Source organism: Streptomyces sp. STAM6, assembly GCF_054963715.1.
Genome location: NZ_JBUEFZ010000004.1, coordinates 405450 through 420113 on the forward strand (window position 1 = coordinate 405450; position 14664 = coordinate 420113).

14 protein-coding genes are annotated in these 14664 nt (G+C 73.1%); 5 read left to right on the plus strand and 9 right to left on the minus strand.

The annotated features are described in order from the left end of the window. Window positions 1-63 precede the first annotated feature (63 nt). Window positions 64-720, plus strand: a complete 657-nt coding sequence (locus ACY34K_RS08515) for a pirin family protein (protein ID WP_462745447.1) — start codon at window positions 64-66, stop codon at window positions 718-720. Between the two features lie 117 nt (window positions 721-837). On the opposite strand, the gene ACY34K_RS08520 is transcribed toward ACY34K_RS08515, so the two are convergent. Continuing rightward, on the minus strand, window positions 838-1659 hold the full coding sequence (locus ACY34K_RS08520) for a serine hydrolase domain-containing protein (protein WP_462745448.1): 822 nt from the start codon (window positions 1657-1659) through the stop codon (window positions 838-840). 127 nt (window positions 1660-1786) lie between these two features. On the opposite strand from ACY34K_RS08520, the gene ACY34K_RS08525 reads away from it, so the two are divergent. Both ACY34K_RS08525 and ACY34K_RS08530 read left to right on the plus strand, forming a co-directional pair. Beyond that, window positions 1787-2254, plus strand: a complete 468-nt coding sequence (locus tag ACY34K_RS08525) for a MerR family transcriptional regulator (RefSeq protein WP_462745449.1) — start codon at window positions 1787-1789, stop codon at window positions 2252-2254. Beyond that, window positions 2251-3288 (plus strand): aldo/keto reductase, encoded by a 1038-nt coding sequence (locus tag ACY34K_RS08530; RefSeq protein WP_462745450.1) that lies wholly within the window; start codon window positions 2251-2253, stop codon window positions 3286-3288. Before ACY34K_RS08525 ends, ACY34K_RS08530 begins: the two co-directional genes overlap by 4 nt. Window positions 3289-3775: 487 nt before the next feature. Here the strand turns inward: ACY34K_RS08530 and ACY34K_RS08535 are convergent, their stop codons facing one another. The 7 genes from ACY34K_RS08535 to ACY34K_RS08565 all read right to left on the minus strand — a co-directional run bounded on the left by ACY34K_RS08535 (window position 3776) and on the right by ACY34K_RS08565 (window position 11279). Continuing rightward, window positions 3776-4969 carry an acyltransferase family protein gene (locus ACY34K_RS08535; protein WP_462745451.1) on the minus strand — a complete coding sequence of 398 codons (1194 nt, stop codon included), beginning with the start codon at window positions 4967-4969 and terminating at the stop codon, window positions 3776-3778. Beyond that, window positions 4966-5997, minus strand: a complete 1032-nt coding sequence (locus ACY34K_RS08540; RefSeq protein ID WP_462745452.1) for an alpha/beta hydrolase — start codon at window positions 5995-5997, stop codon at window positions 4966-4968. The genes ACY34K_RS08535 and ACY34K_RS08540 overlap by 4 nt, the downstream gene beginning before the upstream one ends. Window positions 5998-6133: 136 nt before the next feature. Next, entirely contained in the window at window positions 6134-6814 is a 681-nt protein-coding gene (locus ACY34K_RS08545) for a response regulator (protein WP_462745453.1), read from the minus strand. Then, window positions 6811-8232 carry a sensor histidine kinase gene (locus ACY34K_RS08550; protein WP_462745455.1) on the minus strand — a complete coding sequence of 474 codons (1422 nt, stop codon included), beginning with the start codon at window positions 8230-8232 and terminating at the stop codon, window positions 6811-6813. Before ACY34K_RS08550 ends, ACY34K_RS08545 begins: the two co-directional genes overlap by 4 nt. Before the next feature lie 111 nt (window positions 8233-8343). Next, complete coding sequence (locus ACY34K_RS08555; RefSeq protein ID WP_462745456.1) at window positions 8344-9216, minus strand: DUF4429 domain-containing protein; 873 nt, start codon at window positions 9214-9216, stop codon at window positions 8344-8346. Window positions 9217-9302: 86 nt separating this feature from the next. Continuing rightward, entirely contained in the window at window positions 9303-10514 is a 1212-nt protein-coding gene (locus ACY34K_RS08560; RefSeq protein ID WP_462745457.1) for an alpha/beta hydrolase, read from the minus strand. Window positions 10515-10601: 87 nt separating this feature from the next. Beyond that, window positions 10602-11279, minus strand: a complete 678-nt coding sequence (locus tag ACY34K_RS08565; protein ID WP_462745459.1) for a TetR/AcrR family transcriptional regulator — start codon at window positions 11277-11279, stop codon at window positions 10602-10604. Between the two features lie 116 nt (window positions 11280-11395). Here ACY34K_RS08565 and ACY34K_RS08570 point away from each other — a divergent pair, with 116 nt between their 5' ends. Continuing rightward, window positions 11396-13015, plus strand: coding sequence for an MFS transporter (locus ACY34K_RS08570; RefSeq protein ID WP_462745461.1), 1620 nt, complete (start codon window positions 11396-11398; stop codon window positions 13013-13015). 103 nt (window positions 13016-13118) lie between these two features. After that, window positions 13119-13580, plus strand: coding sequence for a peptidase inhibitor family I36 protein (locus tag ACY34K_RS08575; protein ID WP_462745463.1), 462 nt, complete (start codon window positions 13119-13121; stop codon window positions 13578-13580). 184 nt (window positions 13581-13764) lie between these two features. Here ACY34K_RS08575 and ACY34K_RS08580 read toward each other — a convergent pair whose 3' ends face one another. Further along, entirely contained in the window at window positions 13765-14607 is an 843-nt protein-coding gene (locus tag ACY34K_RS08580) for a potassium channel family protein (protein WP_462745465.1), read from the minus strand. Window positions 14608-14664: the final 57 nt, after the last annotated feature.

Sequence of the window (14664 nt, forward strand, 5' to 3'; positions counted from 1 at the left end):
AGTGCCTTATCGGGACGGTGCTCTGCCCAGCCGGGCCCGTTTCACCCCGGTTACGCTGAGGCCGTGATTGATGTACGGCGCTCGGGCGACCGCTATGCGGGGGGCGATCCCGACCACGGGATCGAGACCCTCCACGCCTTCTCCTTCGGACGCTTCTACGACCCGGACAACCTCCGCTTCGGCGCGATCCTGGCCTGCAACGAGGAGCGGCTCGCACCCGGCGCCGGCTTCGACGAGCACCCGCACAGCCACACCGAGATCGTCACCTGGGTCGTCGAGGGCGAGCTGACGCACCGCGACTCCACGGGCCACGCGTCGGTGGTCCGCCCCGGCGACGTCCAGCACCTCTCCGCCGCCGGAGGCGTACGCCACGAGGAGCGCAATGACGGTGACGTGCCCCTGACGTTCGTGCAGATGTGGCTCGCGCCGCTCACACCCGGCGGGGAGCCCTCGTACGAGACGGTTCCGGGCATAGCGGACTCCACGCCCTACGCGCTGCCCGCGGCGGGCGCGATGCTGCACGTGCGGCGTCTGGCGGAGGGCGAGCGCACCGCGGTGCCGGACGCCGCCCATGTGTATGTGCACGTGGTGCGGGGCCGGGTGAGCACGGGCGGCGAGGAGCTCGGCCCGGGCGACGCGGCCCGGATCACCGCGGCCGAGGGCCTGGAACTGGCCGCGCGGTCCGCGGCCGAGGTCCTCGTCTGGGAGATGTCCGGCTGAGGCCGGGAGATTTCGGGCCGAGTCCGGGAGGTGCCGGGCCGCGTCCGGGAGATGTCCGGCTGAGGCCGGGAGATTTCGGGCCGAGTCCGGGAGGTGCCGGGTCGCGTCCGGGAGGTGTCAGGCCGAGGCGCGCAGCTCCGCCAGCACCGCGTCGGTGAACGGCGGCCAGGCCTCGATCGCCCACGGCCCGAAGGCCCGGTCGGTCAGCGCGACGCACGCCGCGCCCGCGTCCGGATCGATCCACAGGAACGTCCCCGACTGGCCGAAGTGCCCGAACGTCCGCGGCGACGACGAAGCGCCCGTCCAGTGCGGCGACTTGCCGTCCCGGATCTCGAAGCCGAGCCCCCAGTCGTTGGGCCGCTGGTGCCCGTACCCGGGCAGGATGCCGGTCAGGCCCGGGTGGACCACCGTCATCGCCTCCAGGACGGTGCGCGGGTCCAGCAGCCGCGGCGCCTGCACCTCCGCCGCGAACCGCACGAGGTCGTCGACCGTGGAGACCGCGTCCTTCGCCGGCGAGCCGTCCAGCGTCGTCGACGTCATGCCCAGCGGCTCCAGCACCGCCTGCCGCAGGTACTCGGCGAACGGGATGTCCGTCGCCTTGGCGACGAGGTCGCCCAGCACCTCGAACCCGGCGTTGGAGTAGATCCGGCGGTCGCCGGGAGCGGCCATCACCCGGTGCTCGTCGAAGGCGAGTCCCGAGGTGTGCGCGAGAAGGTGCCGCACGGTGGACCCTTCGGGCCCGGCCGGCTCGTCGAGCTCGACGGCCCCCTCCTCGTACGCGACGAGCACCGCGTACGCGGCGAGCGGCTTGGTCACCGATGCCAGCGGGAACGCACGGCCGGTGGGACCGTGCGTCCCGGAGACGGTGCCGTCCGCGCGCACGACGGCCGCCGCCGCGGTCGGGACGGGCCAGTTCTCGATCATCGCCAGGCTCTGCATGCGTACGAGCCTAAGTCCTGAGTGGGGGCGCGGTCGCAGCGCGGGGTCGGGGGCCCGGGGGTCCCGCCCGAACTCCGCACTGTTTCCGCTTGCTTGGAGTGCACTCGAAGGTTTTAGCGTGGTGGACATGACGGTGATCGCGAGCACCCCCGTACGGACGCCAGGCCTTCCCGACCTCTGTGCCGCGCCGCCGGCGCACCCGCGCCCCGACGGGCAGGACCGCTACACGATCAGTGAGGTCGCGACCTGGACCGGGCTGACCGCGCACACGCTGCGCTGGTACGAGCGGATCGGGCTGATGCCGCACGTCGACCGGTCGCACACCGGCCAGCGCCGCTTCACCAACCGGGACCTGGACTGGCTGGTCTTCGTCGGGAAGCTGCGGCTGACCGGGATGCCGGTGGCGGACATGGTGCGCTACGCGGAGCTGGTGCGCGAGGGCGAGCACACCTTCGAGGACCGGCAGGAGCTGCTCGAGGCGACCCGCAGGGACGTCCGCGCACGCATCGCGGAACTCCGGGACACGCTCGCCGTACTTGACCACAAGATCGACTTTTACGCGGGCGCCCGCCGGGCGTCGGAGAGGGCCACATGACCACGGAGAAGACGGAGAAGACGGAGAAGATCGCGACCGTACGACTCGGCACCGGGGGAGGCCCCGAGGTGGGCGTCCAGGGCTTCGGTGCCATGGGCATCAGCGAGTTCTACGGAGACACCGACGAGGCCGCGGCCCGGGACACCCTCGACGCCGCGCTGGAGGCCGGCGTCACGCTGATCGACACCGCCGACATCTACGGCCGGGGTGCCAATGAGGAGTTCCTCGCGCCGTTCGTCGCCGCGCACCGCGACGAGATCACCCTGGCCACCAAGTTCGGCATCGAACGCACCGACGACCCCACCCACCGGGCCGTCCGCAACGATCCCGCGTACATCAGGTCCGCGGTCGAGGCCAGCCTCCGGCGCCTCGGGGTCGACGTCATCGACCTCTATTACATGCACCGGCGCGACCCGGCGGTACCGCTGGCCGATTCCGTCGGCGCGATGGCCGAGCTGGTCGAGGAGGGCAAGGTCAAGTACCTGGGCCTGAGCGAGGTGACCGGCGCCGAGCTGCGCGAGGCCAACGCCGTGCACCCGATCACCGCCCTCCAGTCGGAGTGGTCGCTGTTCTCCCGGGACGTGGAGCGCAGCGCCGTCGGGGCGGCCGCCGAGCTGGGCGTCGCGTTCGTGCCGTACTCGCCGCTCGGCCGCGGCTTCCTGACGGGCGCCTTCGCCGACGCGGTGAAGGACCTGTCCGCCCAGGACTACCGGCAGTACCAGCCGCGGTTCTCCGGTGACAACGCCCGCCGGAACGCCGCGCTGCTGGAACCGGTGCGCGCCGTCGCGGCCGCCCACGGCGTGACGGCCGCGCAGGTCGCCCTCGCCTGGGTGCAGCAGCGGGCCCGGATACACGGACTGACCGTGGTGCCGATCCCCGGCACCCGCAGCCGCGCCCGGCTGCTGGAGAACGCCGCGGCCACCCGGATATCCCTGAGCGACGACGAGCTGGCCCTGCTGGAGCCCGTGGCCGACCGGGTGGCCGGCGACCGGTACCCCGACATGACCTGGACCTCGGTCGGCCGCGAGAACTGACGTACCGGGCGGCGCCGTCCGCCGACGGCTCCGCGGGCCCGCCCGTCGATCCGCCGGGTGGGCCCGTGGACCGGCCGCGGGTCCGCCCCGGCGGCGCCCCTTGGTCCGCGGCCGGCCCGGCCCCGCCCGACGATCGCCGTGTCGGCGGATCCGCCCGCCGTTCCGCCCCGTCGACTGGCCGGCCCGCCCACCGACCCGTCCGACGGCCCGCCGGGCGGCCCCCGCGGATCCGCCCGCCGACGCCCTCACGGTCCGCCGGGTAAGCCCGTGGACCGCCCCGCCGTTCCGCCGCCGCCCGTCGGCGGCTCCGGCTGCCAGCTGGCTCCGCCGTGCCCGCCGCCCCGCCGGACCCGCCGCCCCCACCCGCCGGCGGCTTCGCCTGGCCGCCCGTTCCGCCGCCCGACGGCCCGCCCGTCGATCCGCCGGTGGTGCCCTGCGGCACTCGACGGCGGACGGCGCGCACGGCCGGTCCGCGGGGCGGGTTTCGTCAGGCGAGGCCGAGGGCGAAGACCGCGAAGCCCGCCGCGAGCAGCCCCGCCGCCGCCCGGCGGGCCCGGCCGGTGTTCGTCCACGGCGACTCGAAGCGGCGCGCGTACTGGCCGATCAGCACGAGCAGCCCGGCGAACAGCGGCAGCCAGGCGAGCCGGGCCAGGACCCAGCCGAGGGTCTCGGGCGCGGTCGTCAGGCCCGGGACCGCGCCGAGCGTCAGCGACGCGGGCACGGCGGCGGCGAGCATCGCCGTCTGGTGCCAGCACAGGATCGTCATCGCGGACAGATTGATCACGACGACCGGTGCCCACAGGGCCGGCCTGCGCAGCAGCCTGCCGAGCCGGTCGCGCAGCAGGATCGCCCCGCCGCTCTGCAGGGCCGCGAGGGCGAGGACGAGCAGCGACGGCGGGTGGGAGTTGGTGCGGGCCTCGCCGGGGACGCCCACCATCGACGCCGGGTAGTGGAAGAACAGCAGCAGCGCCGCGAACAGCACGGCCCCGCCCGCGAGCAGCGCCCGGGCCTCGCGCCTGCCGAGCCGCTTCTCGCCCCAGGAGACGCCCAGTTGGTACGCGAAGAGCCAGCCCGGCAGGATGTTCAGCACGCTCAGCCAGGACGGCACGGCGTCCGCGTACGGCCCGTACCGCAGGAAGTCGACGACGGCGACCGACCCGAGCAGCGGCGCGGCGGCCCAGGCGCCCAGTCGGCGGGCGGCGCGCACGCAGTACGGCGTGAGCGCGGTGACGACGGTGTACACGCCGACGAACCACAGCGGCTGGATCACCAGCGTCGACCCGGTGCGCAGGGTGTCCCCCGGCACGCCGAGCGCGTACAGCGCCGGCATCATCGCGGCCCACACGGCGGTGACGCCGAGGACGGGCCGGCCCAGCCGGGCGAGCCGCCCCCTGAGCCACTCGCCGGTCGACCCCGTGCGGCGGCGGTACGACAGCACCGAGGCGTACCCGCCCACCAGGAAGAAGATCCCCAGCATCTGCAGCACCCAGCTGACCGGCGCGAAGAACCCGAAGGCCGTGAGCGGGCTCGCGTTGTGCAGTGCCCCTCCGGCGTCCAGGGTGAACCCGCCGAGGAGCCAGTGGCCGGTGGGCACGGCGAGCAGCGCCAGGGCGCGCAGGCCGTCGACGGCCCGGTCGCGGTGCGCGGGCGTCCGCGCCTCGATGCGTGCGGCGAGCTTCATCGGACGTCTCCCCGGGCGATGGCGGCGAAGGTACGCAGGGACGAGGTGCCGGGCGCGAAGTAGCCGGTGTGGCCCTGGGCGTCGGCGGCGGGGACCGGGCGGGCGCCGAAGCCGGCCGCGGCCGGGTCGGTGCCGTGGCCGAGGCCGAACAGCCGCACGTTCGGCACCTTGGAGATCCAGTCGGAGGGATCCTTGGCGGCCCAGACCCGGGCCGGGGTGTGCAGCTCGGCGACGTTGTCGGCGCGCATTCCGGGCGAGCCGAGGACCACCAGGTCCTTCGCCTTGAGGCGCTCGGCGGCCAGGCCGCACACCACGGAGCCGTAGCTGTGGCAGAACACGCTGGGCGCGGGCGCGCCCACGGCGTCCAGTCCGTCGGTCAGCCGGGTCAGCCGCTCGGCACCGGCCTCGGCGAGCGCGCCGGTGGCGGCGTCGACGCCCACGCCGACGGGCGTCGTGTAGCCGGCCCAGGCGATGACCGCGGTACGGCCGCCGGTCGCGGACCGCAGCTGCTTCGCCATACCGGCGGGTGTGCCGTAGGGGTCGGTCGCCCGGTCGTAGGTCCCGGCGTCGATGTCCGCGCCGGGGACCACCACCGACACCTGCCGACTGCCCGTCAGGTCCCCGTACACCTCGGCCACCTGGCCCCGTCCGCGCGGGTCGAAGGCGAGGATCCGCCGTCCGGCGAGACGCGCGTACCGGGCGTCGCGGCTCACGGCGATCGCGTTCGCCTCGTACCGCAGCTCCACCGGCGCGCCGTCCAGGTTCCCGACCACGGACGGGTGGCGGCGGGCCAGGTCACGGCTCTCCGTACGGTCCAAGCCGGCGAAGAACGAGGCGATTTCGCGGGGCGAGGCCGTCGCCGGGTCGGGCAGCTCCCGACCCAGCGAGGTGTCGGCCCGCCACCGCTCGGTACCGGGCGGCGGCCCGGTCACGGCCCGCTGAGCGTTCCCGGACGCCCATCCCGCGGTTCCGGTGACCACGCTCGTCGTCAGCGCGACGGCCAGCAGCGTCCTCTTGTAACGGCGCACGACGCCCCCTCTTCCCACTCGTCCGGTGCGGCGAGGAGGAAGGTAGGAAGGCGGTACCGGCCCGCACGTCACACCGAGGAGCCAACCTCGGGGTGCTACCTGGGTAGGGGGTGGGTCACCGGGCGCGTGCCCGGCGTCAGGCGGCGTCGCCCGGGGTCACCAGACCCGACTCGTACGCGAAGATCACGGCCTGTGCCCGGTCGCGCAGTCCCAGCTTGGCCAGGACCCGGCCGATGTGCGTCTTGACCGTCTGTTCGGCGAGGATCAGCCGTTCCGCGATCTCCTGGTTGGACAGGCCCCGGGCGATCAGCTCCAGCACCTCCGTCTCACGCGGCGTCAGACCGTTCAGCCGCAGGGAGCGGTCCCGCCGCGGCGCGGGGCGGGAGGCGGCGAAGTCGGCGATCAGACGGCGCGTCACCGACGGGGCCAGCAGTGCCTCACCGGCCGCCACCACCCGCACTGCCGCGATCAGGTCCGCGGGCGGCGCGTCCTTCAGCAGGAAGCCGGAGGCTCCGGCGCGCAGCGCCTCGTACACGTAGTCGTCCACGTCGAAGGTGGTGAGCATCAGCACCCTCGGGAGGTGCACGACCCCGGGCGGCGGCGACAGGACCTCGCGCGCCGCCGCCAGCCCGTCCATCTCCGGCATGCGCACGTCCATCAGCACCACATCCGGGTGCGAGGACCGGGCGACCGCGACGCCCTGCCGCCCGTCGGCCGCCTCGCCCACCACGTCGATGTCCGGCTGCGCCGACAGCAGCGCGGCGAACCCCGCCCGCACCATGGCCTGGTCGTCGACGATGATCACGCGGATCGTCACGCGAGTTCCTTCGTATCGAGGTCGAGATCGAGGGGGAGCCGGGCCGCGACCCGAAAGCCGCCGTCCGGCAGCGGCCCGGTGTCCAGCGTGCCGCCGGTCAACCGTACGCGCTCCCGCATCCCGACCAGGCCGTGCCCCGTGCCCGCGCTCTCCAGTGGCGAACGGGCCTGAGCGGACGGGCCGTTGACGATAAGCACGGTCAGCCACCGCCCCGACGACGACACCGACACCCGGGTCGGTGCCCCGGGCGCGTGCCGCACGACGTTCGCGAGCGCCTCCTGCACGATCCGGTACGCCGACAGATCCACCGCCTGCGGTACGGTCCCGAGGTCGGCCGGCAGCGTCAGCTCGGCCGGCACTCCGGCCCGCACCGTCGCCTCCACCAATTGCTGCACCCGGTCGAGCCCCGGCTGCGGCGCCCGCTCGCCCTGGCCGCCGTCGCTGCGGAGCACCGCCAGCAGCCGCCGCATTTCCGTGAGGGACTCCCGCGCGGACGCGGCGATCGTGGTGAACTCCTCGCGCGCCGCCTCCGGCAGACCCTCGATCCGGTACGGCGCCGAGTCCGCCTGGACGGTGATCACCGACATGTGATGAGCCACCACGTCGTGCAGCTCGCGCGCGATCCGGGCCCGCTCCTCCAGCAGGGTCCGGCGTGCCCGCTCCGCCTCGCTGATCGTCTCCTGCTCGACCAGCCGGCGCTGCGCGTCGCCGCGCTCCCGCAGCGTCGCGGTGAGCAGCAGCACCACACCGGTCAGGACGAACAGCAGCAGATGGATGCCGTCGCTGCGCTTCTGCGAGACCAGCTCGAAGGCGAACCCCGCCGCACCGGTCACCAGCCAGACGCCCAGCAGCGTCCGGCGCGGCTCACGCAGCCCGACCGCGACCATCAGCGCCAGGTAGCCGACCACGTTCATCGGCGTCCACGGCCACGACCGCTCGGCCACGCCGTCCGCGCCCAGCAGGACCAGGGCGCCGAGCACATCGGACGCCATGATGATCCACCAGGCCTGCAGCGGGCGGGTCACGGCCAGCAGCAGCGGAGTGGTCTGGGCGGTCGCGAGCGCACCGGCGAGAGCGCCGTTGACCTTGTAGTCCTGGACCAGGACGGTGACGGTGACCGGCAGCAGCGTCACGACGAAGACGAACGCGATCGCGTACGGCAGGAGCCGCAGCCACCGCGACCCGGCCTGCGCGAACAGCGCCGCGCCCGGCTCCGTCGGCGTCGCGAGCGCCGTCCCGAGCGTGCGCAGCGCCTCCCGCGCGGCGCGCCCCGCACGTTCCGCGGGAGCCCGCTGCCGGCGGCGGTCCTCCCCCGCACGCTCGCTGGTGGACCTCCCGCGCCCGGCGGTGGACCGCCCGGCGGTGGACCGCCCGCGCTCGGCGGGCGAGGGCGGCGGAGACGGGGGAGTGGTACTCATGATCCCCCCACACTAGGCACCGCCGTCGCTCCCCGGCGTCATACCGGGGAGCCAGTTCCCCACGTCATACCCCGGTATGACCCCCGTCCCGGGACACTGGGGCTGCGACCGTCACAATTCGGCCAGCAGCTCGGCCTTCTTCGCCGCGAACTCCTCGTCGGTCACCAGGCCCGCCCGGTGCAGTTCACCGAGGTGGCGGATGCGCTCCGCGATGTCCGCCGGGTCACGGCGGGCCGCCGACACCGCCGGAACGGCGACCGGCACGGGGGCCCCGCCCGCGTCCCGCACCGCCGCCAGCACGGACGCCGCGAACGGCAGCGACTCGTGCACCGGTCCGTAACCGAGACCGAAGACCACCGCCGCCGGGTCGTGGTCGGCCTGCGCGGGCTGCGCCTCCCCATCGGGCCCGCGCCGCAGCAGCCGCAGATGTCCGTCGAAGACGTCCGGCGAACGCCACTCGACGCCGCTGAGCTCCCGGACGCCGAACGTCTGGTCGCCGGCCTTCCACTTCTCGGACGACGCACCCGTCCAGAACCATCGGAAGGCGACCTGGCTGCCGTCGAAGGACGCCTTCCCGTCGTACGCCTTGAAGTGCAGCGGGGGCTCGGGCGCCGACACCAGGAACCGCTCGGTGGGTTCCCCGGCGGCCGGCCCGAGGAGGGCGCGCAACTCGTCGGCGTAGTACTCGGCGAGGGTCTCCCGCTCGGCCGGCAGCACCAGCCGGTAGGGGTCGCTGCCCTCCTTCAGCTGGCCGGCCGCCGCCTCCATCAACGGGTCGGCGCCCGGTCTCGGCACCGCGTGCAGCACGACCGTGCCGCGCTTGCCCGGGGAGAGGGTCACCGACGCCAACGCCTCGACGGGAACGCGTCGTTCGCGCAGCGCCTGGAACAGCTTCGGCGCGCGTATCCCCCGTTCGAAGCGGATGAGCACGGCGTCGGGTTCGAACTCCCAGGTGGCATGAATTCCGGCCAGCACATCACCCATGCGCCTCATCGTATGCGGCGTGCGCCCGCGCGTCGCCCCTCGAAGGGGTTCCGACGTTCGCGGGCCGCCACGCGCCTCTACGCGCGTCAGACCGCGGTGTCGCCGTAGATTCCGTTGCGGCAGGTGTCGTTGGCGCCCGCGCAGCGCAGGGCGTCGTACGCGCCGACACCTATCTCCGCGAAGTTGCGCAGACTCTCCGTGCCGGGCTCGAAATAGCCCGCGTGGCCGACCGCGCCCTCCGCCGACAGCACCCGCGCCCCGAACTCGGGGGTGACCGGGTCCGCTCCGTGCCCGAGCCCGCCGACCGCCAGGTACGGCACGTCCGCGATCCAGTCGTCCGCGTCGCGCATGGCCCAGACCCGGGCCGTGGTGCGGAGCTGGGCCGCGTTCTCGACGCGCATCCCCGGGCTGCCGGCGACCGCGACGTCGGCGACCCGCCCCGGCAGCCGGCGCGCGGCGACCCCGCAGACCACGGAGCCGTAGCTGTGGCAGAACAGCGAGACCCGCGAACTGCCGGGCAGCGCGCTCGTCATCCCGACCAGACGCTCGGCACCGTCCGCGGCGAGCCGGCCGATCGCCGCGTCCATGCCGACACCGACGGGCGCGGTGTAGTCCGCCCAGGCGATGACGGCGGTACGGGTACGGGGGCCGGCCGCCCGCTCGGCGGCGTACAGCGACTCGGCCATGCCGACCGGTGCCGAGTACTTGCGGGCGGTCTTCTGGAAGGTGAGGAGGTTGGTGTCGACTCCCGGGACGATCACCGAGACGCGCTCGGCCCCGTCGAGGTCGCCGAAGACCTCGGCGACACGGCCCTTGCCGGAGGGGTCGAAGGCGAGGATCTGGCGGTCCTCGCGCATCAGCGAGGAGAAGCGGTGCATCCTGCGGACCGCCTCGTGCCGGCCGTCGGCGGAGAGCCGGCTGTCGTCCACCCGAAGGCGCTCGGCGTCACGCGCGTTGCGCAGCGCGTTCCGGTTGGCGCGGTAGCGCAGGGTGACGGGCGCGCCGTCGAGATTGCCGACCACGAGGGGATGATCGGCGGCGAGCCGGGTGCGCTGGCGGCCGTCGAGCGAGGCGAAGAACGCGGCGATCGCGTCCGGCGGCGACTGGACGTCGGGCAGCCGCTGCGAACCGATCCGGCCATGGGCCCAGGCGGCGAGTGCGGCTTCGCGCGGCTCTCCCGTCCCACGCTGGTGGCCTATGGCGGTCCATCCGGTGGTCATGAGGAGGACGAAGACCACCGCGAGGGCGATGAGCATGCGCCAGACGGAGAGCGTGGGGGAGGAGTCGAAGGAAGTCACTGCGGGACACCCTAGGAGACGTGCGACAGTCACCGCGAAGAGGGTGACGTACCTCACGCTTGGGTGTGGGAATGAAGGGAAGCGCGATTACTCTTCGTGTGCAACCGGCGTACGCTCAGGCGCACTTCGCCAGTCCGCGGCGAGTGCCGGCCCCAAGTGGTCCAGATACGTTTCGGTGATGGCGCGGATCGCCTCCAGCGATGCGTCCTCGCCGCGACCCCAGAGTTGTCCGGTGATACGCATGACACCGCTGAACGCGGCGACGGCGACCCGCGGCCGCGGATCGGTCTCCAGGTCGAGCCCCTCGCGTTCGGCGATCAGCCGGGCGATGTACTCCTCCATCTCGATGGAGCGGCGCAGATGGACGGCGAGCAGCGCGGGTGTCGACTCGATGACCTGGAAGGTCCTCAAATACAGCTCCACCGGCACGACTTCGGTGATGGCCTCGCCGATGGTGTCCCAGGAGAACAGCACGGCGTTGCGCATGGCCTCGAACGGGCCCTCGTGGGCGGGTCGTTCGCGCAGGGCGGCCACGAAGTGCTCCTCCACCGTCTGCTGTACGGCGAAGGCGACGTCCTCCTTGCTGGCGAAGTAGCGGAAGAACGTGCGCTGGGAGACCTCGACGGTGTCGGCGATCTCGTCGACGGTCGTCGCCTCGTATCCCTGAGTGGTGAAGAGTTCCAGCGCGGCGCGCAGCAGGGCATCACGGGTGCGCTGCTTCTTGCGTTCGCGCAACCCCGCGGAGGTCGGCTGCTCAACCGTCACTTCATGGTCCTCTTTCTGCCATTTTCGGGGGCTCAGCGTACCTGTGACCGACGTGACAGTTACCGGCGTGTGAATTGCTTTGTCAAATGTCAGTGACTGTCACTAGCCTTCGGGGCATGACTAGTCAGACCACCATCGAAAAGGCGCCGCAGGGTCCACACGGCGGCGGCCCCGGGCCGGTCCCGGCCAGGGGCCTGCGCGGCCACCCCTGGCTGACGCTCTTCGCCGTGGCCGTCGGCGTGATGATGGTCGCGCTCGACGGCACGATCGTCGCCATCGCCAACCCCGCCATCCAGAAGGACCTCGGCGCGTCGCTCGCCGACGTCCAGTGGATCACCAACGGCTATCTGCTCGCCCTGGCCGTCGCCCTGATCACGGCCGGCAAGCTCGGCGACCGGTTCGGCCACCGACAGACCTTCCTCATCGGCATCGCGGGCTTCGCCGGTGCCTCGGCCGCCATCGGCCTGTCCGACTCCATCTCCCTCGTGATCACCTTCCGGGTGCTCCAGGGCCTGTTCGGCGCGCTGCTCATGCCGGCTGCCCTCGGCCTGCTGCGGGCCACCTTCCCGGCCGAGAAGCTGAACATGGCGATCGGCATATGGGGCATGGTCATCGGCGCCTCCACCGCCGGCGGCCCGATCCTCGGCGGTGTGCTCGTCGAGCACGTCAGCTGGCAATCGGTGTTCTTCATCAACGTGCCCGTCGGCGTCGTCGCGCTCGTCCTCGGCCTGGTGATCCTCAAGGACCACCGCGCGGAGAACGCCCCGCGGTCCTTCGACGTGCTGGGCATCCTGCTGCTGTCGGGCGCCATGGGCGCGCTGGTCTTCGGCCTGATCAAGGCCGGTGAGTCGTGGGGCTGGGGCGGCACCAACACCTGGCTGTGCATGGGCGCCGCGGTGCTGCTCTTCGTGCTCTTCGCCGTGTGGGAGACGAAGGTCAAGGAGCCGCTCGTTCCGCTCGGGATGTTCCGCTCCGTCCCGCTGTCCGCGGGCGTCGTGCTGATGGTCCTGATGGCCTTCGCCTTCATGGGCGGTCTGTTCTTCGTGACCTTCTACCTCCAGGGCGTCAAGGGACTCAGCCCGGTCGACAGCGGACTGCACCTGCTGCCGCTGACCGCGATGATGATCGTCTCCTCGCCGCTGGCCGGCGCGCTGATCACCAAGTTCGGCCCCCGCGTCCCGCTGGTCGGCGGCATGGTCTGCACGGCGGTCGCGATGTTCGGTATGACCGCCCTGACCGAGGACACGACCACGCTGGTGATGTCCCTCTGGTTCGCCCTGCTGGGCCTCGGTCTCGCCCCGGTCATGGTGGGCGCCACCGAGGTCATCGTCGGCAACGCCCCGCTGGAGCTCTCCGGCGTCGCCGGCGGTCTCCAGCAGGCCGCGATGCAGGTGGGCGGCGCGCTCGGTACGGCGGTACTCGGCGCGGTCATGTCGTCCCGGGTCTCCGCCGAGTTCGCGGACAACTGGAAGGACGCGGGCATCCCGGTCCCGGCCGACCCCCGGCTGGAGCAGGCCGCCGAGTTCGGCACGGTCCCGGCCGAGCTGGCGAAGGCCCCGGGGATGACGCCGGATCTGCTGTCGAAGATCGGCGGCGTCATCCACGACACCTTCATGTCGGGCATGGGCCTTGCCTTCACCGTCGCGGGCGTCGTGGCGGTCGTCGCGGCCGTGGTCGCCACACTGACCAAGCGTGGCGCCAACGCGGAGGCGGGCGCGGGCGGCGCGCACATCTGACGCCCACGTCGGCTCACACCTTCGAGTGACCCCCCTTCCCGAGGGGGGTCACTCTGCGTCACGCTTGGGGTTGCTTTGGTCACGCCTTGCAACGGGGGTTCTCATGCGTACGCACACCGCCGCCGTCCTCACCGCGGCCGTCCTCGTCCTCACCGCACTCGTCACCGGTGCGCTCGGTGGCGGAGCGCCCGCTGCCGCGGTGTCCGCCGCCGTACCAGCCGCCGCACCCGCCGCGGTGTCCGCCGCCGCGCCTGCTGCCGCCGCGTCGGCCGCACCGCGGAATCTCGGCCCGTGCGGCGCTGGCCAGTTGTGCCTCTGGCCCGACGAAAATTTCAGAGGGGCCCTGCGGACGTACGAGCTGACGGACGTCGACATCGAGAGCTGTGTCCCGCTCCCGGCCGGCACGGGCGCGGCCGCCCTGGCCAACCGCACCGGGCGACCGGTCACCACCTACCAGTCCGCCGAGTGCGCGGAGACCGCCGAGTTCGACACGTACCCGGGAGGCGGGACGTGGGTGCCCCGATCGCCCTACCGCGTCCGGGCTTTCAAGGTGTGGGAGACCTGAAGCCGGGCACCCGGAGCCCAGGCACCAAGCAGCGACACAACCCCGGGGGAAGACGCCCCGAAGGTTGAAGCAGGGCACCTCGCGCACGCGGGAGGACCCCCGCTCACGCGGCCGTACGGGGTCGCGGACCGGGCCGGATCGCGCGGCGCCGAGGCCGTCCTGGGCCGTGCTGGGGCGTGTTGTGCTAGGGGGCGCCCTGCGCGGGTACGGCGGGCGTCGCCCCGGGCGCCGCTCCCGGAGCCGCCGTCGCGGGCAGGGCCGGGGCTCCTGGTGCCGCCGGTGGCGCCGGCTCGGCGTTGCCCGAGAGGCGGACGACCTCGGCCCTCAGCTCCCTGACCTCCTGGGTCAGCGCGACGAGGAGGGCCGTCTGCCGGCGCTCCTCCGCGTCGTCCCGCTCGAAGCGGGAGATGAACCAGGCCGCGATGTTCGCCGTCACCACACCCAGCAGCGCGATGCCCGAGAGCATCAGGCCCACCGCGAGCAGCCGGCCCAGGCCGGTGGTCGGCGCGTGGTCGCCGTAGCCGACCGTCGTCATCGTGGTGAACGACCACCACACGGCGTCGCCCAGCGTCTTGATGTTCCCCTCGGGGGCGTCCCGCTCGACATGCAGGACCGCCAGTGAGCCGAACATCAGCAGGCCCGCCACCGACCCGGCGACATAGGTCGTGAGGGTTATCTGCGACGCCATCCGGGCGCGCCGGCCCACCAGCAGCAGCGTCGAGACCAGCCGCAGCAGCCGCAGCGGCTGGACCAGCGGAAGGAGGACCGCGACCAGGTCCAGCGGATGACTGCGGACGAACAGCCGGCGGGACGGCGCCAGCACCAGCCGCACGGCGTAGTCCAACGCGAACGCGCCCCACACGGCCCACTCCACCGCTGTGCACACCGAGTGGACCCAGGGCTCGGCGTCGGGGAGCACTATCGGCACCGCGTAGGCGATCCCGAAGGCCAGGGCGAGCGCGAGGAGCGGGTGCTGCGTGCGCTGTTCCCAGCGGATCTGCGCGGTGGGTTCCTTCATACGGCGCATCGTAAGGAATGTGTGAGGGCGGTGGGACCACGTGGTCCCACCGCCCTCACACCCGTG